This is a genomic window from Nonomuraea wenchangensis (genome assembly GCF_900111685.1).
GTDB lineage: Bacteria > Actinomycetota > Actinomycetes > Streptosporangiales > Streptosporangiaceae > Nonomuraea > Nonomuraea wenchangensis.
On the sequence record NZ_FOHX01000020.1, the window covers coordinates 111868 to 136053 of the forward strand.

Annotated in this window: 24 protein-coding genes; 14 read left to right on the forward strand and 10 right to left on the reverse strand. The window is 72.6% G+C overall.

The window, feature by feature from the left end:
- The first annotated feature begins 24 nt into the window (after positions 1-24).
- Positions 25-624 carry a dihydrofolate reductase family protein gene (locus tag BMW85_RS40600; RefSeq protein WP_091092454.1) on the forward strand — a complete coding sequence of 200 codons (600 nt, stop codon included), beginning with the start codon at positions 25-27 and terminating at the stop codon, positions 622-624.
- On the opposite strand, the gene BMW85_RS40605 is transcribed toward BMW85_RS40600, so the two are convergent.
- Both BMW85_RS40605 and BMW85_RS40610 read right to left on the reverse strand, forming a co-directional pair.
- Positions 609-896: a hypothetical protein gene (locus BMW85_RS40605; RefSeq protein ID WP_091092456.1), complete on the reverse strand. Its 288-nt coding sequence runs from the start codon at positions 894-896 to the stop codon at positions 609-611. The two genes, BMW85_RS40600 and BMW85_RS40605, sit on opposite strands and share 16 nt — an antisense overlap.
- Positions 897-966: 70 nt before the next feature.
- Positions 967-1758, reverse strand: coding sequence for a class I SAM-dependent methyltransferase (locus tag BMW85_RS40610; RefSeq protein ID WP_091092458.1), 792 nt, complete (start codon positions 1756-1758; stop codon positions 967-969).
- 172 nt (positions 1759-1930) lie between these two features.
- Here BMW85_RS40610 and BMW85_RS48910 point away from each other — a divergent pair, with 172 nt between their 5' ends.
- On the forward strand, positions 1931-2476 hold the full coding sequence (locus BMW85_RS48910; protein WP_143082576.1) for a hypothetical protein: 546 nt from the start codon (positions 1931-1933) through the stop codon (positions 2474-2476).
- Between the two features lie 393 nt (positions 2477-2869).
- Here BMW85_RS48910 and BMW85_RS40625 read toward each other — a convergent pair whose 3' ends face one another.
- Entirely contained in the window at positions 2870-3841 is a 972-nt protein-coding gene (locus BMW85_RS40625) for a hypothetical protein (RefSeq protein ID WP_091092463.1), read from the reverse strand.
- Positions 3842-4083: 242 nt separating this feature from the next.
- Between BMW85_RS40625 and BMW85_RS40630 the strand changes: the two genes are divergently transcribed.
- The 3 genes from BMW85_RS40630 to BMW85_RS40640 all read left to right on the forward strand — a co-directional run bounded on the left by BMW85_RS40630 (position 4084) and on the right by BMW85_RS40640 (position 7954).
- Positions 4084-4905: a hypothetical protein gene (locus BMW85_RS40630; RefSeq protein WP_143082577.1), complete on the forward strand. Its 822-nt coding sequence runs from the start codon at positions 4084-4086 to the stop codon at positions 4903-4905.
- A 481-nt stretch (positions 4906-5386) separates the two neighbouring features.
- Positions 5387-6442 carry an LLM class flavin-dependent oxidoreductase gene (locus BMW85_RS40635; protein ID WP_091092466.1) on the forward strand — a complete coding sequence of 352 codons (1056 nt, stop codon included), beginning with the start codon at positions 5387-5389 and terminating at the stop codon, positions 6440-6442.
- A 21-nt stretch (positions 6443-6463) separates the two neighbouring features.
- Positions 6464-7954 (forward strand): AMP-binding protein, encoded by a 1491-nt coding sequence (locus BMW85_RS40640; protein ID WP_091092468.1) that lies wholly within the window; start codon positions 6464-6466, stop codon positions 7952-7954.
- On the opposite strand, the gene BMW85_RS40645 is transcribed toward BMW85_RS40640, so the two are convergent.
- Complete coding sequence (locus BMW85_RS40645; RefSeq protein WP_091092469.1) at positions 7936-8541, reverse strand: TetR/AcrR family transcriptional regulator; 606 nt, start codon at positions 8539-8541, stop codon at positions 7936-7938. The two genes, BMW85_RS40640 and BMW85_RS40645, sit on opposite strands and share 19 nt — an antisense overlap.
- 98 nt (positions 8542-8639) lie before the next feature.
- Here BMW85_RS40645 and BMW85_RS40650 point away from each other — a divergent pair, with 98 nt between their 5' ends.
- Positions 8640-9788: a cytochrome P450 gene (locus BMW85_RS40650; protein ID WP_091092471.1), complete on the forward strand. Its 1149-nt coding sequence runs from the start codon at positions 8640-8642 to the stop codon at positions 9786-9788.
- On the opposite strand, the gene BMW85_RS40655 is transcribed toward BMW85_RS40650, so the two are convergent.
- The gene (locus BMW85_RS40655) at positions 9785-10693 is read right to left on the reverse strand and encodes a cyclase family protein (protein ID WP_091092473.1); all 909 of its coding nucleotides are present in this window, start codon (positions 10691-10693) and stop codon (positions 9785-9787) included. The two genes, BMW85_RS40650 and BMW85_RS40655, sit on opposite strands and share 4 nt — an antisense overlap.
- 28 nt (positions 10694-10721) lie before the next feature.
- On the opposite strand from BMW85_RS40655, the gene BMW85_RS40660 reads away from it, so the two are divergent.
- Positions 10722-11993 carry a serine hydrolase domain-containing protein gene (locus BMW85_RS40660; RefSeq protein WP_091092474.1) on the forward strand — a complete coding sequence of 424 codons (1272 nt, stop codon included), beginning with the start codon at positions 10722-10724 and terminating at the stop codon, positions 11991-11993.
- 5 nt (positions 11994-11998) lie between these two features.
- On the opposite strand, the gene BMW85_RS40665 is transcribed toward BMW85_RS40660, so the two are convergent.
- Positions 11999-12736 carry an SDR family NAD(P)-dependent oxidoreductase gene (locus BMW85_RS40665; protein ID WP_091092476.1) on the reverse strand — a complete coding sequence of 246 codons (738 nt, stop codon included), beginning with the start codon at positions 12734-12736 and terminating at the stop codon, positions 11999-12001.
- A gap of 8 nt (positions 12737-12744) precedes the next feature.
- On the reverse strand, positions 12745-13335 hold the full coding sequence (locus tag BMW85_RS40670) for a cysteine hydrolase family protein (protein ID WP_091092478.1): 591 nt from the start codon (positions 13333-13335) through the stop codon (positions 12745-12747).
- Positions 13336-13519: 184 nt separating this feature from the next.
- Here BMW85_RS40670 and BMW85_RS40675 point away from each other — a divergent pair, with 184 nt between their 5' ends.
- From BMW85_RS40675 to BMW85_RS50625, 7 genes are all read left to right on the forward strand, one after another.
- A complete protein-coding gene (locus tag BMW85_RS40675) occupies positions 13520-15331 on the forward strand; it encodes a serine/threonine-protein kinase (protein ID WP_091092479.1) in 1812 nt (603 codons plus the stop codon).
- Between the two features lie 49 nt (positions 15332-15380).
- Positions 15381-15779 (forward strand): Zn-ribbon domain-containing OB-fold protein, encoded by a 399-nt coding sequence (locus BMW85_RS40680; protein WP_091092481.1) that lies wholly within the window; start codon positions 15381-15383, stop codon positions 15777-15779.
- Positions 15776-16099, forward strand: a complete 324-nt coding sequence (locus tag BMW85_RS40685; protein WP_371252946.1) for a VOC family protein — start codon at positions 15776-15778, stop codon at positions 16097-16099. Before BMW85_RS40680 ends, BMW85_RS40685 begins: the two co-directional genes overlap by 4 nt.
- A gap of 34 nt (positions 16100-16133) precedes the next feature.
- Positions 16134-17654, forward strand: coding sequence for a class I adenylate-forming enzyme family protein (locus tag BMW85_RS40690; protein ID WP_091092484.1), 1521 nt, complete (start codon positions 16134-16136; stop codon positions 17652-17654).
- Positions 17651-19726, forward strand: a complete 2076-nt coding sequence (locus BMW85_RS40695; RefSeq protein ID WP_091092486.1) for an acetate--CoA ligase family protein — start codon at positions 17651-17653, stop codon at positions 19724-19726. The genes BMW85_RS40690 and BMW85_RS40695 overlap by 4 nt, the downstream gene beginning before the upstream one ends.
- Complete coding sequence (locus BMW85_RS40700; RefSeq protein ID WP_091092488.1) at positions 19713-20462, forward strand: glucose 1-dehydrogenase; 750 nt, start codon at positions 19713-19715, stop codon at positions 20460-20462. Before BMW85_RS40695 ends, BMW85_RS40700 begins: the two co-directional genes overlap by 14 nt.
- A gap of 267 nt (positions 20463-20729) precedes the next feature.
- A complete protein-coding gene (locus BMW85_RS50625; protein WP_091092489.1) occupies positions 20730-22712 on the forward strand; it encodes a CHAP domain-containing protein in 1983 nt (660 codons plus the stop codon).
- On the opposite strand, the gene BMW85_RS40710 is transcribed toward BMW85_RS50625, so the two are convergent.
- Genes BMW85_RS40710 through BMW85_RS40720 form a run of 3 tightly spaced genes read right to left on the reverse strand, consistent with a single transcriptional unit; the run spans position 22709 to position 24173 of the window.
- Positions 22709-23104 carry a hypothetical protein gene (locus BMW85_RS40710; protein ID WP_091092491.1) on the reverse strand — a complete coding sequence of 132 codons (396 nt, stop codon included), beginning with the start codon at positions 23102-23104 and terminating at the stop codon, positions 22709-22711. The two genes, BMW85_RS50625 and BMW85_RS40710, sit on opposite strands and share 4 nt — an antisense overlap.
- Positions 23098-23538, reverse strand: a complete 441-nt coding sequence (locus tag BMW85_RS40715; protein WP_091092493.1) for an acyl-CoA thioesterase — start codon at positions 23536-23538, stop codon at positions 23098-23100. The genes BMW85_RS40710 and BMW85_RS40715 overlap by 7 nt, the downstream gene beginning before the upstream one ends.
- A gap of 2 nt (positions 23539-23540) precedes the next feature.
- Entirely contained in the window at positions 23541-24173 is a 633-nt protein-coding gene (locus BMW85_RS40720) for a TetR/AcrR family transcriptional regulator (RefSeq protein WP_091092494.1), read from the reverse strand.
- Positions 24174-24186 lie beyond the last annotated feature (13 nt).

Consider the following 24186-nt stretch of genomic DNA (forward strand, 5'->3'; position numbering starts at 1 on the left):
TGAATACCTGGAAGGGAGAACGGCATGAAGATCACTCTGGCGACGTTCCTGACGATGGACGGGGTCATGCAGGGGCCGGGCGGCCCCGAGGAGGACACCAGCGGCGGCTTCGAGCACGGCGGCTGGCAGTTCCCGTACGCCGACGAGGAGATCGGGGCACACATCACCCGCTGGTTCGGCGAGGCGGACGCGTTCCTGCTGGGCCGGCGGACGTACGACATCTTCGCGAGCTACTGGCCGGACGTCACCGACCCTGACGACCCGATCGCCGGGCCGCTCAACGCGCTGCCGAAGTACGTCGTCTCGACCACGATGGAGAGCGCGGCCTGGCACAACACGACGATCGTGCGCTCGCTGGACGACATCGCCGCGCTGCGCGCCCGCCCTGGCCGTGAGCTGCAGATCCACGGCAGCGGCGTGCTCGCCCAGGCGCTGCTGGACCGAGGGCTGATCGACGAGCTGCGGCTTTACACGTTCCCGGTCGTGCTGGGCGCCGGGAAGCGGCTGTTCGAGCCGGGCCGGGTGCCGACGGCGCTGCGGCTGGTCGAGTCGGTGACGGGCGGCAGCGGTTGCGTGCTCAACGTCTACAGGCCGGCGGGCAAGCCGGGTTACGGCTCGTTCTGAGCGGTCACGCTCACCGGCATGTTCGACGGCTCGCCACCGAACATGATCACGATGTCGCGGCCGTTGGCGTAGCTCACCACCGGCCGTCGCAGCGCCTCACCCGCCTGGCGGGCGACCGCCTGCCACAGGTCGACCATCTCCGGGCTGTCGGCGGTGATCCTGAACCGGCCGCTCGCCCGCAGGTGCTCGGTCACCAGCGGGACGAAGCCCGCCTCGGCGCGGACGCGCTCGTCCGGGGTCAGCGGGGTGCGGCGTGGGGCTGGGTGGGTCATCGTCGATCTCCTCGTTCCGGCCGTCGGGTCCAGCTTGCCACGCCCCCGGGCCCGGCGCGTCTTCACCTGGTCACGACCGGCGGCCGACGGTCAGGGCGGCCGACCAGTGGCGGGTGAGCCGCCCGTCCGGGCGGGCGGCGAGCAGGCGTCGCACCTCCCGGTAGAGGTGCTCCCGCTTGTCCGGCTCCATGGCGATATGACCGGAGAACGTGTCGAGCAGCGCGAGATAGGCATCCGCCGTGTAGCGCAGCGCCCACAGGTAGCGCCGCGCCGCCACGACCGTGAACCGCCCGGAGGCGGCGAACTCGGCGGCGGTGGGATCGGCTTCGTCCTCCGGCGGCGGCCACGGGCCCGGGTGGCCCTCGCCGATCTCCTCGTACACCTTCTGGATCTCGGCGAAGAACGGGTCGAAGCCGACGGGCAGCGCGTGGTCGGCGTTCCACACGGCCAGGTGGCCGCCGGGGACGAGCAGGCGGGCGGCTTTGTCGTACTTGACCGCCGAATCCACCCACTTCCACGCCGTGGCCGCGTACACCAGGTCGAAGCGATCCGCCGCCGCCGGCTCCCACTCCTCGAAGGCCGACGTGACCACCGACACCCCGGCGTACCCGGCCAGCCGCCGCCGTGCCTCCCGCGCCAGCGCGGGCCCGAGCTCGACCGCGGTGACGGGGAAGCCCATCCGCGCCAGCGGCACCGTCGCCTTCCCCGGCCCACACCCCACTTCGAGCAAGCGCGCGGGCGGCCTGAGCCCGGTGATCATGAGCAGGTCGGCGTAGAGCTCGCGGGGGTAGTCGGGGCGGGCGTCCTGGTAGGTCTCGGCCGCTACGTCGAAGGTCGCGCGCAGCCGCGCATCAGGGGACACTCCCCGATTCTGGCAGCCCTCGCCGCCGATGGCCGCCGTCCAGCCGCCCCAAGGTGACCTTCAGCTCCACAAGGCCTTGGTGTGACGGACGATGCGCTCCACCAAAAGTTCCTCTTCCCCTTAGAGAGACACCGTAAAGTGTCCAGTCATGTACATAGAGTTACATGCATACGTGGACGAGTCCATGCGGATCCACGATGGACTCTATGTACTGGCCGCTGTCATCGTGCCCTGCGAGTATGCGGACGAGCACCGAGCCGCGCTGCGCGCTCTGCTGCTGGGGAAACAACCCCGGCTGCATTGGCGCGACGAACGGCCGAAACGTCGTCTCGAGATCACCCACGCTGTGGCGGCCCTCCACCCGAACACGGTCATCGTCATCGGCACCCGCCTCAAGCCGGCAAAGCAGCGACGAGCGCGGCGCAAGTGCCTCGAACGGCTGCTCTGGCATCTCACGTGTCGTGATGTGTCGCGCGTCGTCATGGAGCGGCGGAGCGCCGAAGGCAACAAGGAGGACCTCGACATGGTCAACGCGCTACGCGCCCGCGAAGCACTGCCCCAGGACATCCATGTCGAGTGGACCAGCCCACTGGTCGAAGAACTCCTCTGGCTCCCCGACGTGGTGGCGGGCATCTTCGCGAGAGCCGAGACGGGCGATCGGACTCTGGAGGATCTCCTGTCGGGAGATCACCTGGTCGAGCGCATCAGCTGCGATTGACGCCGACAGCGCAAAGCCCGGGTTCCCGTCAATTCCGGCGGTAAGCCCGGGCTCACTTCCTCTCCCCCTCACAGGGGGCGGCAGGGAAAGGATACCCCTCAGACACCCGGTTGAACATCACTATCCGTTACACCTCTGCGACACTCGGCTGTCAAGGAGTTATGGACGCGCCCCTCGTAGCTGTCACGAGAGAGTGGTCAGCCCGCCCCAAAGTGATCGCCTCCGCCGGGTCGATGGTCACCTGCGTATCCCGGACGGGCGGTTAGCCGTACGTGAAGCCAGTGCTCGTGCATGTGATTCAGCAGGTCATGGAGGCGGCGAATCCCGCCCTGGTGGCTCCTCCGGCCCGGATGACGGGCTCGGCGTGGTCGGCGTGGACGCCGCCGATCCGCGTCACCAGAGTCCAATCACGATAGGCGTTCGATGCTCCTGTGCTCCCCCCTGCTTCGCGGAGCTCATGACCTTCAGAGCATTGGCATACCGGGTGCGGAGCAGAGTCTTCAGCCGATTGATCTCCTGTTCGTGGCGCGCGATGACCGTCCGCTGGGCATCCGCGTACGCGGCGAGTCGTGCGCCGCTGTAGTCGACCTGCAGACGGCATCGCTCGTCGGCGAGCGCAGTTTTGATCTCGTCCGCCGTCGGCTGCCGCCAAGCCTCCGTGTCGCCTCTCCCGGCCCAGCGCTTGTCCGCCTCGGCCTCGGCCGGCATGGTGTAGCCGTATCCAGAGCGGCGCATGCAGGTGCTCCATTCCGAGTTGGCCGCCGAGACGCGCTTGTCCTGGTAGGCGAGTTCCGCAGCGTCGTCCATGTAGGCATAGAGCATTTTGTAGATGCTCGGCTTGGCGGGTGCGACGCCGTCTGGGCCCGGGGCGTTCCCGTTGAGCGTTCGCTGGGCCTGGCCGTCACACCCCTCGCGCGGCACGGCTTTGCCACGGAACCTCTTCACCGTCCCGACCTGCACCGCTTCCTGGCTCCGAGGGATCGAATAGCCGCGGATCCCGGTCACCGCCGCGGCTGCCTCCGCGGCTTGGCCCCTCGGGCCGCTGTATCCGTATGTGCCAACCTGCTTTGCCCCAAGCCAGCCAAGGTAGGAGGCGTTCTTGGGGTAGGCGACCGGTTTGGTGTCGTGAGGGCTGAACGAGAGGCCGAAGTCCGATAGGCATCGCTCTATCAAGCGGTAGCGCGCGCTCTGGACGATCGAACGTTCAATACCGTTCAGGTCATAGGCGTCCAGCGGAAGAACGAGATCGGCTTCGCTCTTCACCCGATGGGCCTCTGGGGAAGGCACGTCGGTCGAGCAAGCCCCGGTGACGGCGAGGACGACGACGAGCGGCAAGAACGTCCGCGCCGACAGCAGAAAGGCCATGAGCGAACTCTCCGTCGTGCAGCGTGGAGCGGCGCGCGACGTGCAGGAGTACCACGGCGACGGCGTTCGGAAGTACGCGGACGGACAGGTCGCTGTCTTCGATGGCGTGCTCCTGTGCATTCTTGACGATCGGCCAGCTTTCCGGCGAGATCCGGCCGTGACAGCGTTGAGATCTTCATTCGCGAAGATCTTTCCCAGCCTCCGTTCCGGACGGCACGGAATTGAGCGGGGAGCGCATGAGCATGGGTCGATGGACGATCGGGCCGGCTCTCGCGCTGACCGCATCGATCTCAGTCTCGGTCATCGGCACGCACGCCGAAGCCGCCAGCCGTCCAGATCCAGTCGCGGTACTGAAGCGGCAACTCAACGGTCACGGCGGGGTGCGGGAGAGCTCGGTGTATCGAATCGTCTGGGGGCCGAAGAAGGATCACGTCACCAGCCGATCGAGGGCCGTCTACGAGTTCGGTAGCCGCGGGATCATGGCTATGGACCTCCGCTACTCGAAGTTCTCACCCGGCGACTCCCGGAGCATAGTCTTCCAGGACCGCGCCTACGGCTGGGAGCGCGACCACCCTGATTACCTGCCGCCGGGCAAGTCGTGGATCCTGGAGACCAAGAAGAACGACCTCTATCTGGCGTGCGGGCAGATCAGGCTGAGCGATCCCGCCACCCTCCGGCATGTGCTGGCCACTACGGCGGTCAAGCGGCCCGCTGGCGTCTACGACGGCACCCGTACCACCCTCTACGAGGGCAGCACCACCATCGGCGAGCTGTATAAGCTGAATCCACGCCTGCAGGTGGGCGACTTCGAAAAACCCGTCGGACAGTACGCGAGCTACTCCAAGCTCCCCGTGAAATGGCGGCTCTGGCTCGGCACGGACCAGCTCATACGCAGATGCCAGACGCGCTATGACGAGCCCGACTCCCCCTGGAACGTCAAAGACCGCAGTCTCAAGACCGCCGATGTGCGGTTCTCCGGCTGGGGCGACCCGATCGACATCAAACCGCCGCCTGCCGAACTTGTGGCGACGCGCGATGAACTGGTCTTCTCCGACGAAGGCTAAACGCAGGGAGGCCACCGCACACTTGTGGCCTGGGTGTCCGGCCATCTCGATGGGAAGCTACGAACCGTGGCGGCGACCGGCCCAAAGAGGGGCTGGAGCGCCAGGTGCCCATGAACCTGTCCTTCTCCCTGAGCATCCCCCACTGCCTCTGAGCCCCGACGGCGTCTACGGATGGATCACGGACTTCGGGGTTGTCGGAGTGGCTTCGGTGCGGTCCGGGGCACGACCAGGGGATGCCGACAGCTGAGGAATTCCCCCTGCCTCACCGCTGATGCCCTGATGGCATGGCCGAGCGAGGCAATGTCGGCGGCTCCCCCGGTCAACACGGCAATCGGGCGCGCTTATGGAGGGCGGAGCCCCCTGGGAGACGCTGTCTGGAGCTTCTTCGCGCGGAGCGCCCCCGGGCGGAAGGCCGTGCGCTTGAGCCCAGGCGTGATACTCTCCCAAGCGAGCGCTTGGTTTACCTCCGAGGGGCCGCCGCATGAAGTTCTCGACCTTCCACCTCTTCCACCGCTTCGACGGCCAGAGCTTCAAGGACGTCTACGACTACCACCTGGAGCTCATCGAGCTGGCCGAGGAGCTGGGCTTCGACGGGGTACGGCTGGCCGAGCACCACTTCCGCGACTACGGCGTCGTCCCCAACCTGTTCACCATGCTCGCCCACGTCGCCGCCCGCACCGAGCGGCTGCGGCTCGGCACCGGGATCGTCGTCCTGCCCCTGCACAACCCGGTTCACGTGGCCGAGGAGGCCGCGCAGGTGGACGTGCTGTCCGGCGGGCGGCTGGAGCTCGGCATCGGGCGCGGTTACCAGAGCTACGAGTTCGAGGGGTTCGGGATCGATCTGGCCGAGGCGCGCGACCGGTTCAACGAGGCGCTGGAGGTGATCGTCGGGCTATGGACGCGGGAGGCGTACCGGCACGAAGGGAAGTTCTACCGGACCGGGGCCGAGGTGTCGCTGGTGCCCCGGCCCGTGCAGGCCCCCCATCCGCCGCTGCACGTGGCGGCGGTCTCCCCCGAGACCGTCACCATGTACGCCGAGCGCGGCCTGCCCATCCTGGCCGACCCGGCGGCGACGTTCAGGAAGGTCGTCAAGGCGGCCGAGACGTGGCGGGAGACGGCGGCGCGGGCCGGGCACCCGGAGGGGGCCGAGCTGGTGGTGGCCCGCAGCGTGTACGTCGCCCCCACCCTGGAGCGGGCCCGCGAGGACCAGGAGCGTTTCGAGGCGTCGTTCGACCGCTCGCGCATCTTCAACGACCGCAGCGCCCCCATCGACCCCAGGACCGGCCGGGCCGCCCAGGGTTTCGAGTACTACCAGGACCGCTATCTCAAGGGCGGCACGGTCTCGGCCGACTTCCGGTGGGAGCAGCTGGAGGTCATCGGGGACCCGGCGCGGGTCGTCGAGCAGATCACGCTGCTCAAGGACGCCGGGTTCTCGAACCTGCTCTGCGACTTCGGCAGCACCCGCCCGATGCCGCTCGCGGACATGAAGCGGGTCATGCGCTTCTTCGCCGCCGAGGTCATGCCCGCGTTCCAGTGACCCCCTTCCCGGAGGCTGACGATGATCCACAGCCTGTCCCTGTCCGACGTTCTCGCCGAGCACGCCCGCAGCCGCCCCGGTACGACGGCCGTGGTGGACGGGGAGCTCCGGCTCTCCTATCCGGAGCTGGACGCCCGCGTGTCCCGGCTCGCGGGCGCGCTGGCCGGGCGCGGCGTCGGCGGCGGCGACCGGGTGGTGTGGCTCGGCCAGAACAGCCACGCCGTGCTGGAGCTGCTGCTCGCGTGCAGCCGCCTGGGGGCGGTGTTCTGCCCGGCGAACTGGCGGCAGTCGGCGGACGAGCTGCGCTTCGTGCTCCAGGATCTCGGCCCGGCGGCCGTGGTCTGGGAGCACTCGGACACCCTCGGCGCGCTCGACCACGACGAGCGGTGGGTGCGGGCGGGGGCGGACTACGAGGAGCTGGTGGCGGGCGGGCCGGCGCGGGAGTTCCCGCAGGTCGCCGACGCCGAGCCGGTCCTCGCGCTCTACACGGCCGCCTTCGACGGGCGCCCGAACGCGGCCCTGCTCAGCAGCGCCGCCCTGGTGGCGCACGCCACGTCGCTGCTCGTCGTACGCCAGATGGAGCCGGGCTTCACCTTCCTCAACAACGGGCCGCTCTTCCATGTCGGGACGATGATGTTCTGCCTGGCGACGCTGCAGATCGGCGGCACGAACGTCTTCACCCCCGCCTTCGACCCCGAGGAGGTGTGCCGGCTGGTGGACGCCGAGCGGGTGACGCAGGCGTTCCTGTTCGGGCCGATGATCGACGCGGTGGTGAAGGCGAACGCGGGCGGCAAGTACGACCTGTCCTCGCTGCGCTTCGTCGCCGCCTCCGACGAGTGGAACGCGATGATCACGGTGGACGACTCGCCGTGGTGCCGGTCGAAGATGGGCGGGTACGGGCAGACCGAGGTGGGCGGCATGCTGACGTTCCTCGGGCTGGCGGAGGGCGGGGCCGGGTACGCGGGGCGGCCGTCGCCGCTGGCGCAGGTGCGGATCATGGGGCCGGACGACGTGGAGGTGCCGGCGGGCGAGGTGGGCGAGATCTGCGCCCGCGGCAAGACCCTCTTCTCCGGATATTTCGCCCGCCCAGACTTAAATGCGGAAAAGCTGCGGAACGGCTGGCACCACACCGGCGACCTCGGCCGCCGCGAACCCGACGGCACGATCACCTTCATCGGCCCCAAGCTGCGCATGATCAAGTCCGGCGCCGAGAACGTCTACCCGGCCGAGGTCGAGCGCGCGCTCAAGTCCCATCCGGCCGTGGCCGACGCCGCCGTGATCGGCGTGCCGGACCCGGCCTGGCACCAGGCGGTCAAGGCCGTCGTGGCGCTGCGCGAGGGGGCCGCGGCGACCACCGAGGAGCTGATCGAGCACGTCAGGGGCCAGATCGCGTCCTACAAGAAGCCGCGTGAGGTGGTGTTCGCGGACGAGATCCCGAAGCGCGGCTTCACCCCGGACTACGACGCGATCGACGCCGCCCACGGCGGCGGCAACTACCCCGGTTCGGCCTGACGGGCGATCGGCAGGCCCGCCTCCAGGTGGGCGAGGGCCCGGTCGAACGCGGCGGGCGCGTCGAGCCCGGGATCGGCGGCCCACTCGAACCACAGCGCGAGCATCACGCCCGAGACCGCCCCGGTGACGTTGCGGATCTCGGGGTCGTCCGGGTCGCGGCCCTCGCGCGCGGCCAGCTCGGCGCGCAGGCCGGCGAGGACGCCGCGGATGTTGTCGATGCTCGCCGTCCACAGCTCGGGGACGGTGAACATGAGCCGCTCGCGCTCCAAGCCGTCGTTGCGCTCCTCCGGCGTCTGGGCCGCGAACACGTGGCCGATGGCGACGCGTACGGCCTGGACGGGGTTGAGCTCGGGCGGCGCGGCCCGCAGCGCCTCGACGAAGGGAGGGTACTGGTCGACCAGCACCAGATCCTCCTTCGTCGGGAAATAGCGGAACACGGTGCTGGGCGCGACCTCGGCCGCCTCCGCGATCTGCTCGACCGTCGTCTCGGCGTAGCCCCGCTCACGGAACAGCCGCAGCGCCGCCTTCTGGATCAGGGCCCTGGTCTTGGCCTTCTTCCGCTCCCGGAGACCGGGTCCTTCGCTCATGGAATCGCATTCTGGAGGGTCGGCCCCGGGACGTCCACTCACGACTCATTTCCAACTTCTGCTAGTCAACTCCTATTTGAGAGTCTACTCTCGCTTTCATGCGCAGACTTCCCGTCGAACGTGACCCTCGACGTCCCCTCGACCCGCCGCCCGCCCTCCGCGGCCTGCCGCCCATGACCCGCCTGGAGATGGCCGACGGCCACCTCGGCTGGCTCGCCACCACGCTCGACGCCGCCCGCGCGGTCCTCGGCGACCCCCGGTTCAGCGCCCGGCAGGAGCTCAAGCACCCCGCCGTACGGTCGTCGGCCGCCGTCGCCGGGCCCGGCCGCCCCGCGCCGCCCGGCTTCTTCGCCACCACCGATCCGCCCGAGCACACGCGCTACCGGCGGCTGCTCACCGGCGAGTTCACGTTGCGCAGGATGCGCCTGCTGGAGCCGCGCATCGAGCGCATCGCCGCCGACCACCTCGACGCCATGGCCGCGGCGGAGCCGCCCGCCGACCTGGTGACCGCGTACGCGCTGCCGATCCCGTCCATGGTCATCTGCGAGCTGCTCGGCGTCCCGTACGCCGACCACGACTTCTTCCAGGAACGCAGCCGCGAGCTGGTCGCGCCCGACGGGGACGTGGCGGGCGCGAACGCCGACCTGCATGCCTACCTCGCGGAGCTGGTGCGCCGCAAGCGGGCCGAGCCGGGCGACGACCTGATCAGCGGGCTGACCGGCGAGCTCACCGACGACGCCGAGCTGGCCAACGTCGCCATGATCCTGCTCGTCGCCGGGCACGAGACCACCGCGAACATGCTCGCCCTCGGCGTCCTCGCCCTGCTCACGGCGGGCCTGACGTACGAGGAGGGCGCGGAGGAGGAGCTGCTGCGCTGGCTGTCGATCCTGCACCTCGGCGCGCCCAGCCGGGCCGCGCTGGAGGACGTCGAGGTGGCCGGCGTACGGGTCGCGAAGGGCGAGACGGTGGCGGTGTCGCTGCCCGTGGTCAACCGCGACCCGGCCGCCTTCGCCGCGCCGGACACGCTCGACCCGGCCCGCCCTGACGCCCGCCGCCACCTGGCCTTCGGTCACGGCGTCCACCAGTGCCTCGGCCAGCAGCTCGCCAGGAACGAGCTGCGCATCGGCTACCGCGCCCTCTTCGACCGCTTCCCCGGCCTGCGACTGGCCGTCCCCGTCACCGAGGTGCCGCTCCGGCAGGACGCGGTGGTGTTCGGCGTCGGCAGCCTGCCGGTCACCTGGGGCTAGAGGATCGCGAGCGGGGTCAGGGGGCTGCCGGTGCCGCCCTCGACGCGCAGCGGGGCCGCCACGAACACGAACTCCGTCCGTCCCGTCGCCGCCAGCTCCTCCAGCCACAACAGCTCGATCAGGTGGATGCCGTGCCGGTGGAGCAGGATGAGGTGCAGGTCGTCGGCCAGGCCCTCGGCGGCCAGGCCGCGCGCGTCGAGGCCGCCGATCGCGGCGTTGTCGGCGGCCACCACGGCGACGTCGTGCGCGGCGAGCCAGCGTCCGGCCGCCGCCGACAGCCCCGGCTGGCCCGACCAGTACTCCTCAGGCGACCGCTCCCACACCTGCGGCCAGCCGGTACGGATCACCGCCACGTCCCCGGGCCGCGGCACGGCGATCTCCTCCAGCTCGCCGGGCTCGATCCGGTGCCCGGCGGGCAGATGGTCGAGGCCGAGCCGCCGGGGCACGTCGAACAGCACCCCCCGGGCGATCACGCCGCCGACCCGCTCGATGCCGCACCGGGTGGCGCCGTACGAGCGGACACGGGCCGCCGGATGCCCGTTGTAGAGCCGGTCGCCGGACCACATGTGGCACAGGGCGTCCATGTGGGTGGTGGTCCCGTGCGGGGTCACGACGAGGGCGTCGTCCGCCACGCACAGGCCCTCGCCGATCGGCCGCGCGCCGGCCGCGTAGTCGCCGCCGTCCACGGACATGAAGTGCTGCGGCAGCGGCCGGCCCCGCAGGTGCGGGACAGTGGCAGGCGCGGGCGAGGAGGTCGCGCCGCGGATCGGCAGGGCCAGGCTCAGCACCTCGCCGGTCGTGGCCGCGCGCAGGGCGTCGAGCACCACGGACGGGGTGAGGAGGTTCAGGGTGCCCCGCTGATCGTCTGGGCCGAATCGTCCCCAGTTGTTAGGCTCGTGAACCACGTAAGCGCTCCCTTTCCGTGGAGGTCCGATGCACTGCGATCCCCGCTTCTCCCGCGTCCGCGAGGTCTTCGAACGGCACTTCGCCGACGGCGAGGAGCTCGGCGCCGCCTTCGCCGTCTACCAGGACGGCGAGCTGGTCGTGGACCTGTGGGACGGCGTCGCCGACCGGAACACGGGACGGCCCTGGGAGCGCGACACGCCCGCCTTCGCCTACTCCTGCACCAAGGCGGTCACCGCCACCGTGCTGCTGCAGCTCGCCGAGCGCGGGCTGGTGGACGTGAGCGCGCCGGTGGCCGAGGTGTGGCCGGAGTTCGCGGCGCGGGGCAAGGCGGCGATCACCGTCGAGCACCTGCTCACCCACCAGTCGGGGCTGCCGGTGCTGGAGGAGCCGGTGCCGGTGGAGGAGTTCGAGGACCAGGCCGCCATCGCGGCCCGGCTCGCCGGGCAGGAGCCGCTGTGGGAGCCGGGGACGGCGCACGGCTACCACGCGCTGACGTACGGGTTCCTGGTGGGCGAGGTGATCCGGCGGGTGACCGGCAAGTCCGTGGGCGAGCTGGTGGCGGCGGAGATCGCCGGGCCGCTCGGCCTGGAGATGTGGGTGGGCGCGCCGGATGACGTGATCCCGAGGACGGCCCGGTTGAAGGCGGCCGAACGGCCCCAGGCGCTCAAGGTCACCGAGGCCGGCGCCGCGCCCACAGGCGAGGGCGCGGCCCCCACGGGCGCGGGCCCAACCACGACCGGCGCTGGTCCGGCCGCCACCGGTGCGGGCCCAGCCGCCACCGGTGCGGGCGAGGGCGGGCAGGGGCGGCCTGATGACCTCATCGCCGCGATGACCAGGGCCGCGCTCGACCCGCAGAGCCTCATGAACCGCGCCCTCGGCAACCCCGCCATGCACCGCGTCCAGGGCGGCGCGAACAACCCGGTCATCCTGCGCGCCGGCTGGCCGGCCGCCGGCCTGGTGACCACGGCCAGGGGTCTGGCCGGCTTCTACCGCTCCCTCGCCGCCGGCGACATCCTCCGCCCCGAGACGCTGCGTGACGCCACCCGCACCCGCGTTAACGGCCCCGACCGCGTCCTGCTCCTGGACACGGCGTTCGGGCTGGGCTACATGCGGCCGTCGCTGACGTTCCTGATGCCGTCGGGGAGCGCGTTCGGGCACAGCGGCATGGGCGGCTCCATCGGGCTCGGCGACCCCGAGCGCGGGCTCGGCATCGCGTACGTCATGAACAAGATGGCCAACGCGCTCTCCGGCAACCTGCGCGGCATCCGCCTCGTGGAGGCGGTCTACCAGTCGCTCTGAGCCGGTCAATGCATCGTGACGCCGCCGCTGACGGACAGCGTCTGGCCGGTGATGTACGCCGCCCGTTCGGTGCAGAGGAAGGCGACCAGTCCGGCCACGTCCTCGGGCCTGCCGAGGCGGCGCAGCGGGATGCCGCGGGCGATCCGGTCGACCAGCCCCGGCTCGGCCGCCGAGATCCGCCGCAGCATCGGCGTGTCCGTCGGGCCGGGGCAGACCACGTTCGAGGTGACCTGGCCGCGGGCGGCCTCCCTGGCGAGCGTCTTGGCCAGCCCGAACAGGCCCGCCTTGGTGGCCGCGTACGCGCCCTCGCCGCCGGAGCCGGCCCGCGCCCCGTCGCTGGAGACGAACACCAGCCGCCCCCACCCCCTCGCCGTCATCCCGGGCAGCAGCAGCTTGGTCAGCAGCATGGGGCCGCGCAGGTTGACCTGCCACATGAGGTCCCAGGAGGCCGGGTCGCTCTCCGCGAACGGCCCGATCACCGCGACCCCGGCGTTGTGCACGAGCACGTCCACGTCCCCGGCCACGCGGACGAAGGCCGTGACCGACTCGGGATCGGTGAGGTCCAGGGCGACGGCCCGCGCGCCCGGCAGGGCGGCGGCGGCCTGGCGCGCGCCGGGCAGGTCCAGGTCGGCGAGCACGACGCGGGCGCCGAGCGCGGTGAGGTCGGCGGCGATGGCCGCGCCGATCGCGCCCGCTCCCCCGGTGACGACGGCGGTCCTGCCGTCCAGCCGCATGCCGTCCATGGGGCCGCTCAACTCCAGCTCCCGGCGAGGTCGGCGGCGGTGGCGCGGGTGGCCAGGAGGCTGATCGTGTGCCACAGGACGGCCCGCGCGTACTCCTCCGGGATGCCCGCGACCCCGTCCGTGACGACGGTGACCCGGTAGCCGAGGTTGACCGCCTCCAGCGCCAGCCCGGGGATGCCGAGGTTGAGCGAGACCCCGGTGGCGACGACGGTGGAGACGCCGAGCGAGCGCAGCGTCATGTCGAGCGAGGTGCCGGTGAACGGCGAGAAGCCGTGGTGCCTGCGGCTCTCCAGGTCGCCGGGGGCGCGCAGCTCGGGCAGCACCTCGACGGCCGGGGTGCCCTCCAGCATGTGGGCGGGGTCCTTGAGGAGGGAGACGATGAAGGGGCAGTTCGCGGTGTGGGAGCCGGCCCGGTCGGCGCGGAAGGCGGCCGTGCAGTGCACGACCGGGATCGCGGCGGCGCGGGCGGCCTTGAGGAGCCCGGCGATGTTGGGGACGACGTCGTGCCGCTCGCACGCCGCCCGCAGGTCAGGAAATTTCGTGAGATCACCGACGACGCCCCGCTGCATCTCCATCACGAGCACCGCCACACCCTCCACCTGCCCACCTCACTCCACTCCGCTTCACTTCATTTACCCGAGCGCTTGCTTGGCGTAAATGAGATTATCACCGCCATCTCCCGTGATAAGGGGTTAACTCACGGCGAAATAGCCGCACTCGTGACAACCAACACCCCGGGTGAGACCGTCGAACCCAGAGACGGCCGCCGTATGGGGGTAGGACTTGGTCCCTGGTTACCGCGAAGTACGCCAGCTCGGCGCGGGCCGCACCGGCCGCGTGTTCCTCGCCACGTACCAATCGACCGGCGCCTACGTGGCGATCAAGTACCTGAACGCCACGCTGCGCAGGGACGCCGAGTTCATGGAACGCTTCCGGTCGGACACCCACCACCTGGTCGAGCTCGACCAGCCCGACATCGTCCGCCTCTACGAGTACGTCGAGACCCCGGCCCGCGCGGCGCTCGTCATGGAGCTCGTGGACGGCGTGACCCTGCGCGCGCTGCTGGCCGAGCACGGCCACGTGACCCCGGAGGCCGCGCTCGCCGTGCTCAAGGGAATCCTGCTGGCCCTCGCCGCCGCGCACGAGAAGGGCGTGGCGCACCGCGACGTCAAGCCGGAGAACGTCCTCGTCCAGGCGGACGGCACCAGCAAGCTCACCGACTTCGGCGTCGTGGTGCACGCCGAGGAGCCCGGCGTGCCGGCGGGCAGCCCGCCGTACATGTCGCCCGAGCTGTGGACCCGGCACCAGGCCGGGCCGCAGGCCGACCTGTACGCCGCCGCCTGCACGCTGTTCGAGGCGGTCAGGGGACGGCCGCCGTTCCGCGCCGCCGGGGAGGGCGACCAGGACGAGCTGGACGTGCCGGCCACCCGGGACCGGCACCTGGTCGAGCCGATCCCCCTGGAGGTGGTGCCGGACACGCTGCGCGACCTGCTCCGGCGCGGCCTGGCCAAGGACCCGGCCGACCGGTACGCCTCCGCCCGCGAGTTCGCCGCCGAGCTGGAGGAGGACGCGGTCGCCGGCTACGGCCCGGAATGGGAGAAACGCGGCCGCCGCCACCTGGCCGAGCCGGCCACGCTGCTGGCCCTCCGCTTCCCGCTGGCGCGTACCGATCGCGCCACGAGCGGCGGCGGCCCGGCGGTGGCCCTGCGCGACCGGCTCTCGCGCATGCCGCGCCTCCCGCCGCACCTGTGGGTGACGGGCGTGCTGGTGATGGCGGTGGCGATCGGGCTCGTGCTGTCGGGCGGGCGGCTGCCGACCGGGCCGGGGGCGATCCTCCTGCCGTCGCCTGAGGAGAAGTCCGAGCCCGTCCCCTCGCCTGCCGACGCCACGACCGGTCCCACGTCCGGCCCCACGGCCGGTCCCACTGGGCGCCCCACCTCGCGCGCCACGGGCGGGGTCACCCCCCGTACGCCCGCCGCCACGCCTGGCCGGACCAGCGCCGCCGCCCCGCGCCGTACCCCGTCCGCCACCGCGTCGGCGCGGCCCACCGGCGGCCAGGCGAGTGCCGGCGGGTCCCACCCTGACGTGCGGGCGGCCACGATCGTCGCCTGGAGCGGGCGGAGCGGCTCGGTACGAGTGGCCGCGAACGGGACCGGCGAGGTGCGGCTGCGGGTGACGTACACGCGGCGCGACGACGACGACGCCCGCGCCACGACCCTGCACGAGGAGACCCGCGTCCTCAGCGGCCACACGTCGTACACCAGCGCCGTCGGCCACGACCCCGGCGCGGTGGCCTGCGGCCGGCGGGTCTACGCCGGCATCGTGGTGATGACCGAGCCCGCCTCCGGCAACGGCCCTCAGGTGAGCGAGGTCCCCGTGGACGGCCCCGCCTGCCCCACCCCGTCCTCCACCCAGCCCAGCCGGCCCGCCTCCCCCTCCCCCAGCCCTGCGAACGCCCCGGCGACCGGCCACGCCACCGGCCCCGCGTCCGGCTCCGACAGCGCCCCGAACGGCGGCCCCTACAGCGACGGCGCCCCCGACGGCTTCATGGAGGGGCCGTCGGAGCTTGTCGGCACCTTGGCCCCCACCCGGTGACGGGGCGCGGCCTTGCCGGGCAACCAAGCGTGCGCTAGCTTGGCAAGCGATGAGCGCCGACACCGCCACGCCCCCTCTCCCCGACCCGCCCGCTCACCTGGCCGGGTACCGGGCCGCCTGCGCGCGGGGCGAGCTGGTCGTCCAGCGCTGCGCGGGCTGCGGCCGGTGGGTGCAGCTCCCGGAGGCTGCCTGCCCGTGGTGCGGCGGCGGCGAGCTGACGTACGAGCCGGTGACCGGTACGGGCGTGGTGCACACGTTCACCGTCGTGCACCGGTCGTTCGCGCCCGGCTACCGGGGGCGGGAGCCGTACGTGATGGCGTGGGTGGACCTGCCCGCCGGCGTGCGCGCGTTCGGGCACGTGGTGGGGTGCGCGCCGGAGGAGGTACGCATCGGCATGCCGGTGCGGGTGACGTTCGTCGACGAGTTGCCGCATTGGAGGCCCGCGTGAAGCTGGGCAACGTGCTGATCCCGGTGGCCGACCTGGACGAGGCCATCGCCTTCTACGGGCTGCCGGTGAAGTTCCGCGACGGCGACCGGTTCGCGGCGCTGGACGGGGGCGGCGTCACCGTGGCGCTGGCCGGGCCCGCCGAGCACGTGACGCCGGGGGCGGCGCCGTCGTACAAGGTGGACGACGTGCGGGAGAGCGTGCGTGAGCTGGCCGCGCGCGGGGCCGAGGTGGTGCGCGGCCCCGAGGAGGGGCCGCACGAGCGGCGGGCCGTGCTGCGCGATCCCTCGGGAAACGTCTTCGTGCTCTATTCCCCCCTCTGAGCCCCTGAGCCCCGCCGATCTGGAGGCGCCCCCCATGGCCCCATCACCGTACGGCAACTACGGCCACGCGATCCTGACCGCCGGCGCGCTGCGCACCCCCGACCGGGTGGCGCTGACGTACTGCGGCGAGCGGAGCTTCACCTACGAGGAGTTGAACGCGAACGTCAACCGCCGCGCGAACGCCCTCCTCGCCGCCGGGATCGGCCCGGGACGGCGGGTCGCGGCGCTGCTCAACGAGACGCTGACGGTGGCCGAGGTCTACCTGGCGCAGGCCAAGATCGGGGCGGTGACGGCGGCGCTGAACCCGTACTGGCCGGTCGAGACGCTGCGGGACGTGGTGGCCGCCTCGGGCTGCACGGCGTTCGTGCACGACGCGACCGTGGCGGAGACGGTCGAGCGGATCAGGGGCTCGCTGCCCGAGGTCACCACGTGGCTCGACGCGGGCGAGCTGACCGGCGACCCGGACGCCGAGCCGCCACTCGCCGGTTTCCATGACGATCCGCTCGCGCTCTACTACACCTCGGGCACCACGGGCCTGCCGAAGGCGGTCGTGCACACGCACGCCTCCTCGCTGGCCACCGCGCAGATCTGGCTGGACGTGCCGCGCGGCCCCGACGCGGTGTTCGGCACCGGCGCGATCATCTGGGGCATCGGCTTCCCCGCCATCGTCGGCCCCGCCCTGTACGCGGGCCTGCGCCTGGTGCTGGAGCAGGACTGGGGGCCGGCGAACTTCCTGCGCGTCGTGCCGCGTGAACGGGTCACGCACGTGTCGCAGATCCCGTCGTTCTACGCGGCGCTGCTGGGCTCGCCGGAGCACGAGGACGTGGACCTGTCGTCCATCCGGGTGATCATGCTGGGCGGCGAGCCGCTGACCGCGCCCATGCTGGACCGGATCAAGGCCCGGCTGCCCGAGGCGGGCGTCTACTCCTACTACGGGCAGACCGAGGCCCCGTACACGTGCATGGGCCGGGTGGACGACGGCTCGACGCCGCTCGGCTCCTCCGGCCGGGCCCGCACCGGCAACGCCGTACGGGTCACGGACCCGAGGGGCCGCCGGGTGATCGACGAGGTCGGCGAGATCAACCTGGCCGGGCCGCACCGCATGGCGGGCTACGACGGCCTGCCGGAGCGGACGGCGGAGGTGCTGCGCGGCGAGTGGTACGTCGGCGGCGACCTCGGCTCCGTCTCCGCCGACGGCGTGCTGCGCGTGCTGGGCCGGCGCGAGGACGCGATCGCCAAGGGCGGCGTGTGGACGCAGCCGGCCGCGGTCGAGGAGGCCGCCGCGGCGCTCGACGGCGTGGCCGAGGCGGGCGCCGTCGGGGTGCCCGAGGGGGCCGCGGAGCAGCGCATCCTGCTGGCCGTCGTGCCGCGCGCCGGGCACTCGCTGGACGCCTCCAAACTGGCGCTGTCCCTGGCCGACACGCTGCCGGAGCACCGGCGGCCGGACCACATCGTGGTGGCCGAGGAGCTGCCGCACTCGCAGGACGCCTCGGGCGGGCCGGGCAAGCTGCTCCGTAAGGCCATCCGCGACCAGTACGGGCACCTGCTCGGGTGAGCGCGCCGGAGCACGTTCACGAGCACGTTCAGGAGCACGTTCACGAGCACGTGGTCAAGGCGATGCTGCGCGAGGCCGGGGTGCCGGTGCCGCGCGGCGTCGTGCTCCCCCCTGACACGAGGGACTTCGGGGCGGCCGGGGAGCTGGCCGAGCCGCTGGTGCTGAAGGCGTTCGGGCCGGGGCTGGTGCACAAGTCGGAGGCCGGCGCGGTGACGCTCGGGCTGCGCGCGGCCGAGCTGCCCGGCGCGGCGGCCCGGATGCGGGAACGGGTGCCGGGGCTCGCCGGGTTCCTGGTCGAGGAGCAGGCGGCGGCCGGGGTCGAGCTGATCGTGGGCCTGGTCAGGGACGCCGCGTTCGGCCCGGTGCTGCTCGCCGGGCTGGGCGGCGTGTGGACGGAGACGCTGCGGGACACGGCGCTGCGGCTGTGCCCGGTGTCGGAGCCGGACGCGCGGCGCATGCTGGCCTCGCTGCGCGCCGCCCCGCTGCTCGCCGGGAGCAGGGGCCTGCCGCCGGTGGACCTGGCCGCGCTGGTCAAGCTGCTGCTGGCGGTGGGCGGTCCAGGCGGGCTGTGGGAGCGGCTGGAGCTCGGCGAGTTCGAGTTGAACCCGGTGATCGCGACCCCGGACGGCGTGACGGCGGTGGACGCCCGCCACCTGCCCGCCGCGCCGCCCCCGCCCGTCACGCGCGGGGGGACGGCCGACTTCCTGCCGCTGTTCGAGCCGCGCGCGGTTGCCGTCGTGGGCGCCTCCACCACGCGGCCCACCTTCGGGAACATGTTCCTCGACTTCTACCGGTCCGCCGGGGTCCCGCTGGTCGCCGTGCACCCGCAGGCGGAGGAGGTGGCGGGCGTGCCGGCCGTGCGCTCGCTCGCCGAGGCCGCCGCGACCGCCGGCGTGGACTACGCCCTGGTCGCCGTGCCCGCCGAGCGTTGCGCCGAGGTGGTGGCGCAGGCGGCGGGCGTGCCGTTCGTGCAGGTGATGAGCGGCGGCTTCGGCGAGGCGGGTCGCGCCGGGCTGGAGGACGAGCTGGCCGCCGCCGCCCGCGCGGCCGGCACCCGCCTGCTCGGGCCCAACTGCATGGGCGTCTACTGCCCGCGCGGCCGGCAGACGTTCGTCGGCGGCGGGCTGGGGCCGCCTGGCTCGGTGGCGCTGATCTCGCAGAGCGGCGGCCTGGCCGGCGAGGTGATCAAGGTCGGGGAGCGGCGCGGCCTGGCCTTCAGCCGGGTCGTCACCGTCGGGAACGCCGCCGACGTCACCCCCGCCGAGCTGCTGCGCTGGCTGGCGCGGGACGAGGAGACCCGGGCCGTCGGCCTCTACCTGGAGGACCCGCGCGACGGGCGGGAGCTGTTCGAGGCGCTGCGGGCGCTGGACCGGCCGGTCGTGCTGCTGGTGGGCGGGCGCACCGGGCAGGGCAGGGCGGCCGCCGCCTCGCACACCGGTGGCCTGGTGAGTGACCGGCGCCTGTGGGAGGCGGTCGCCGAGCAGGCCGGGGCGGCGCTGGTGACGAGCCAGGACGACCTCATCGGCGTGCTCGCGTACTTCCAGGCCCACGGCGCCCGCCCCACCGACGGGGAAGGGGTGCTGGTGATAGGGCCGAGCGGGGGCGCGAGCGTGCTGGCGGCCGACGCGTTCGACGCCGCGGGGGTGTGCCTGGACCCGCTGCCCGAGGACGTGGCCGGCGAGCTGCGCGGGCTCGGCGTGGCGGCCTTCGGCAACCCGCTGGAGGCGCCGGTGGGCCCGCGTGGCCGCCCGGACCTGGTGCCCGCCGTGGTCGCGGCGATCCTGCGCGCGCGGGCGTACCGCGAAGTGGTGGCGCACGTCAACGTGCAGGCGTTCTTCACCTACGGCGACACCCCGGAGCCCTTGTACGCCTACACGCACGCGCTGGCCGCCGCCCAGGGGGCGCTGCCGCGTACCAGGTTCACGCTCGTCACCAGGAACGGCGAGTGCGCGCCGCCGGGCGTCGATGACGAGGTACGGCGCGTCGCGGCGGCGGCGGGCATCCCGGTTTACCGGTCCATGGAGGCGGCCGCGGCGGCCGTGGCGGCAGGAGGAGATCATGGGGCTGCTTGACGGCAAGGTCGCGCTGATCACCGGCGGGGCGCGCGGCATGGGCGCGGCGCACGTGCGGCTGTTCCTCGCCGAGGGCGCGCGGGTGGTGTTCGGCGACGTCCTGGACGAGGAGGGCAAGGCGCTGGCCGAGGAGACGGGCGCCGCCTACGTCCGGCACGACGTGCGCAGCGCGGCCGACTGGCAGCAGGCCGTGGACACCGCCGTGAGCCTGCACGGCCGGCTGGACGTGCTGGTCAACAACGCCGGCATCCTCAGGTACGGCCGCATCGCGGACATGCCGCCCGAGGAGTTCGACCGGGTGATCGACGTCAACCTCAAGGGCGCCTGGCTGGGCATCAAGTCGGTGATCGATCCCCTGACGGCGGCCGGCGGCGGCTCGATCGTGAACATCTCCTCCATCGAGGGCCTGATCGGCGCGGCGGGGCTGTCGGCGTACGCGGCCTCGAAGTTCGCGGTGCGCGGACTCACGAAGTCGGCGGCGCGGGAGCTGGCGAGGTTCGGGATCCGGGTGAACTCGGTGCATCCCGGGGCGATCAACACGCCGATGGTGCAGGATCCGGACCTCGCGCGGGAGGTGGACGGGGAGGCGTTCGTCAAGGCGATGGTGATTAAACGCTTCGCCGAGCCGGTGGAGGTGTCGCACGTGGTGGCGTTCCTGGCCTCGGACCGGGCGGGCTACTGCACGGGCAGCGAGTTCACCGTGGACGGCGGGCTGCTCACGGGCGCGGGCTACTGATTACTAACCCTTGGGACAGGTAGATCTTTTACGGTTAAACAGCGCTCGCTCGGACATTTCTGGCAGCATCCTGACCTGCGATTTCCTTGCCCCACAGGCTTTGCCGTCCCTTTGAGCGTGCTTGACCTGGGATTACGGCACGGTAACCTCGCTTCATCACGGTAGATGACAAGCCTCCGGTCTTGTCCCACCAGTCACAGGGGGCTTCTCTACCCGGCGCTGCGTGGGGCGAAACCGGTCTTGCCCGGAAGGTGCCCGCATACTTCCATGACGCCAGAGACGCAGAAGTTCATCGAGTTGCTCCAGAGCCAGCTCGGCTACGCCGAGAAGGCCGGCGCGTACACCAAGTTCGGCGACTGGTACGGCAAGAACGTCGAGTTCGACGCCGACTACACCGCCGCCCCCTGGTGCGACATGTTCCTCTCCTGGGCCGCGCACAAGCTCGGCTACGAGGAGTGGATGGGGCAGTTCGCGTGGACGGTGGAGCACGCGAAGTGGTTCAAGAAGCAGGGCGCCTGGGGCACCAAGCCCAAGCCCGGCGCGTTCGTCTTCTACGACTGGGGCGGCTCCAAGAGCATCGACCGCATCGACCACGTCGGCGTCGTGGTCCGTGTCGAGGGCAACAAGATCATCACGATCGAGGGCAACATCGACGGCGGTGTCGCCAAGTACAAGAAGCGTGACACCAGCAAGGTCGTCGGCTACGGCTACCCCGACGTGGTCAAGGCCAAGCTCGACGCCAGGGCGGCGAAGAAGAAGTCCGAGGTCGAGGGGTCGCTGCCGCCCGAATCCGGCCCCGGCACCCCCACGCTCTACGTCCAGGACGGCTCGCTCACCGCGATGATCCCGCAGCGCGGCGCCGAGCAGGAGAGCGGCGCGCGGCCCCCGTTCGCCGCCCGGCCCGCCGCACCGGAGCGGAAGAGCGAGCGGACCACCGCGTCCAAGGCCCAGACCACGTCACCGAAGAAGACCGAGCGGTCCACCGGCTCCCCCGCGGACGTGCGGGCGGGCGCGACGACGGACGCCCGGACCGGCACGGGCGCGACGACGACCGGCACGGGCGCCACCCCGTCACCGGCCACCCCCGGCCAGGGGACCAAGCTGGGCAAGCACGCCAAGCCGAGCACCGCCGACACGACCGCGGCCACCGCCGAGCCGCTGCCGACGCACGCCGACGCGAGCGCCACTGGACCGCTCCCGGCCATCGCCTCGCCGACGCTGATCGGCTCGACGCTGGTGGCCGCCCTGGCGCTGCTCGCCGTCGCCAAGACCCGCCAGAACCGGGTACGCGCCGCCGCGGCCGCCGCCTCCCCCGCCCCGCGTCCGGTCCCGTCCCACCGGGGACGCCGCCGCAAGCGCCGCGGCGCCGCCCTGCCCGTCACCCGGCCCGCGTGGAGCCGTACGCTCGCGTCCGACGCCGCCGAGCTCGTCACGGGCTCGGCCCCGCGCCTCACCACCGAACCGGCGACCACGGCCGGCCTCACCGCCGCGACGGCCGCCGACCTCGTCGCCACGTCCGCCGCCGACCTCACCGCCGCCGAGACCCTGTTCGCGCGAGAGGACGCCGACCTGTTCGCCGCCGAGACCCCGTTCGTGCGGGGCGACGCCGACGTGGTCGCGGCCGGCACCTCCCCCGTCGGGGCCAGGGACGCGCGGCTCGTCGCGGCGGGCGGCAGCGGCAGCGACGCCTCGCCCGCCGAGCAGGTACGCCGCATCAGGGAAGCCCGGCCCTTCGACCCGTTCGCGGACGCCGCCCCGCTGCGCCGCGGCCGTGGCCGCCGCGCCGCCGAGCCCGACCCGCGCACCGGCATCGCCGTCGACAACCCCTACCGGCGCACCGGCCGCCACGCCTACGCCGACGCCGAGTCCTTCGGCGAGCCGGTGGACGTCGGCCCGTTCGAGCCGTGCTGGGACACCGGCCCGATGCGGCGGATCGGCGACGGCGACCCGCGCGACACGGGCGCGTTCGTCTTCGAGACCGGCCCGTTCCAGCGGATCGTCATCCCGGAGGCGACCAGCTCGTTCGACGCCTTCGCCCCCGTCTGGACCGGCGACGTCCTCGACGACGGCCCGGCCCCCGTGCCCGCCTCCTACCGGGGACGCCGCCGCCGCCAGGACCCGCCCGCCGAGGAGCCCTTCGTGGACCTGCTGCCGCGTGGCCGCCGGCACCGCCACGAGGAGCGCGAGCTGGTCGGCGCGATCAGCGCCACCTCGACCGGCCACCGCAGCCGGGGCCGCCACCGCGCCTAGGCTCCGCCCGCGTGGAGGCTCAGGCCGGAGGTCAGGTCCCGGTGCAGGGCGGTCCGGTCCAGCGTGTCGATCCGCCAGGTGCGGGAGCGGAGCGTGCCCCGGTGGCGGTAGGCGCGCATGATCCGTACGTGGGCCGGCAGCCGGACGAACGCGTGGAGATCGTCCTCCGCGCGCCACACCGACAGCGAGCCCACGCGGCGTGCGCCGATGTCGGCCCAGAGCCACATGCCCACGGCGCCGGGCAGCGTCGGCCACAGGCGGCTCAGCGACCGGCCCTGCCGGGCTATGCCGGGCAGGTCGAGGAGCCGGTGCGCGCGGTAGTCCGTCAGCGCGGCGACCAGCGGCCCCGGCTCGCCGGCCGCGGGGCCGGCGATCCAGCGGGACCTCAGCACGCCGCCGCGGTCCGGCGGAGCAGGGGCTCGGCGGCGGTGCGCAGCTCGTCGCTGAACGGCGCGGGCCGCAGGGTGGCCGGGTCCAGGTTGACGTTGACGCGATAGCCCTCGGCGTGCACCACCGCGCGATCGGCCGACAGCACGCGGAAGCCGTAGACGCCGCTGGTGCGGCCCATGCGCTCGATCCAGAAGTGCACCAGCGGCTCGCCCGGCCCCGCAATGGGCAGGTGGTAGGTCACCTTGAACTCGCGTACGGCCAGGAAGACGTCCTTGAACGCCGACCCGGCCGGGTCCGGGGCCCAGCCCAGGCGCTGCCAGTAGGCGCTGATCGCCCGCTCGACCAGCAGGGCGTAGCGGGAGTTGTGCAGCAGGCCCATGGCGTCGAGATCGTCGAAATGCACCTGGACCGGCTCGTGCACGCCGTCTTCGTTCATGGTCAGTCCTCCGGGAGAAGCGTCGGGTCGGGGCAGAGCGCGCGCAGGCGTTGCAGCACGGCGCGGCGGGCGTGGACGAGGGAGGCCGGCCCGTCGTACAGGCGGGAGTGGATGATCACCATCTCCCCGAGGGCGTCGATCTCGTACGCGAGCTGGGCGACGTCCACGCCCTCCGCGAGCTCGCCCATCGCCACGGCCTCGGTCACCTGCCGCCGGATGAACTCCTGCCACTCCCTCATGGCCCGCGCGACGCGGTCGCGCAGCGCACCGGGGCGGTCGTCGAACTCGGCCTGGACGGTGAAGAAGAAGCACCCGCCGGGCAGCGTGCCCTCTCCGTAGAAGCTCAGCCGCGCCTCGTGCAGCGCGAACAGCCGCCGCACCCCGGCCGGGGCCCGCAGGGCGGGCGCCACGATCCGCTCGGTCCACTGGCGGGCGGCCCAGTCCACGGCGTCGAGCTGGAGTTGCTCTTTGTCGCGCCAATGGGCAAAAAATCCGGACTTGCTGGTGCCGGTCGCCGCCGCCAGTCGCCCCAGGGAGAGTCCGTCCAGCCCTTCGACGGAGGCCAGGCACACCGCCTGCTCAAGGATCGCCTCGCGGCTGCGCAGCCCGCGCAGCCGCCGGCCGTCTTGTGTCATGAGGGCAAAACTA

Coding starts and splice junctions, on each gene's coding strand:
- BMW85_RS40600 (WP_091092454.1), top strand. CDS start 25: ATGAAGATCACTCTGGCGACGTTCCTGACGATGGACGGGGTCATGCAG.
- BMW85_RS40605 (WP_091092456.1), bottom strand. CDS start 896: ATGACCCACCCAGCCCCACGCCGCACCCCGCTGACCCCGGACGAGCGC.
- BMW85_RS40625 (WP_091092463.1), bottom strand. CDS start 3,841: ATGGCCTTTCTGCTGTCGGCGCGGACGTTCTTGCCGCTCGTCGTCGTC.
- BMW85_RS40630 (WP_143082577.1), top strand. CDS start 4,084: ATGGGTCGATGGACGATCGGGCCGGCTCTCGCGCTGACCGCATCGATC.
- BMW85_RS40635 (WP_091092466.1), top strand. CDS start 5,387: ATGAAGTTCTCGACCTTCCACCTCTTCCACCGCTTCGACGGCCAGAGC.
- BMW85_RS40640 (WP_091092468.1), top strand. CDS start 6,464: ATGATCCACAGCCTGTCCCTGTCCGACGTTCTCGCCGAGCACGCCCGC.
- BMW85_RS40645 (WP_091092469.1), bottom strand. CDS start 8,541: ATGAGCGAAGGACCCGGTCTCCGGGAGCGGAAGAAGGCCAAGACCAGG.
- BMW85_RS40650 (WP_091092471.1), top strand. CDS start 8,640: ATGCGCAGACTTCCCGTCGAACGTGACCCTCGACGTCCCCTCGACCCG.
- BMW85_RS40660 (WP_091092474.1), top strand. CDS start 10,722: ATGCACTGCGATCCCCGCTTCTCCCGCGTCCGCGAGGTCTTCGAACGG.
- BMW85_RS40665 (WP_091092476.1), bottom strand. CDS start 12,736: ATGGACGGCATGCGGCTGGACGGCAGGACCGCCGTCGTCACCGGGGGA.
- BMW85_RS40680 (WP_091092481.1), top strand. CDS start 15,381: ATGAGCGCCGACACCGCCACGCCCCCTCTCCCCGACCCGCCCGCTCAC.
- BMW85_RS40690 (WP_091092484.1), top strand. CDS start 16,134: ATGGCCCCATCACCGTACGGCAACTACGGCCACGCGATCCTGACCGCC.
- BMW85_RS40700 (WP_091092488.1), top strand. CDS start 19,713: ATGGGGCTGCTTGACGGCAAGGTCGCGCTGATCACCGGCGGGGCGCGC.
- BMW85_RS50625 (WP_091092489.1), top strand. CDS start 20,730: ATGACGCCAGAGACGCAGAAGTTCATCGAGTTGCTCCAGAGCCAGCTC.
- BMW85_RS40715 (WP_091092493.1), bottom strand. CDS start 23,538: ATGAACGAAGACGGCGTGCACGAGCCGGTCCAGGTGCATTTCGACGAT.
- BMW85_RS40720 (WP_091092494.1), bottom strand. CDS start 24,173: ATGACACAAGACGGCCGGCGGCTGCGCGGGCTGCGCAGCCGCGAGGCG.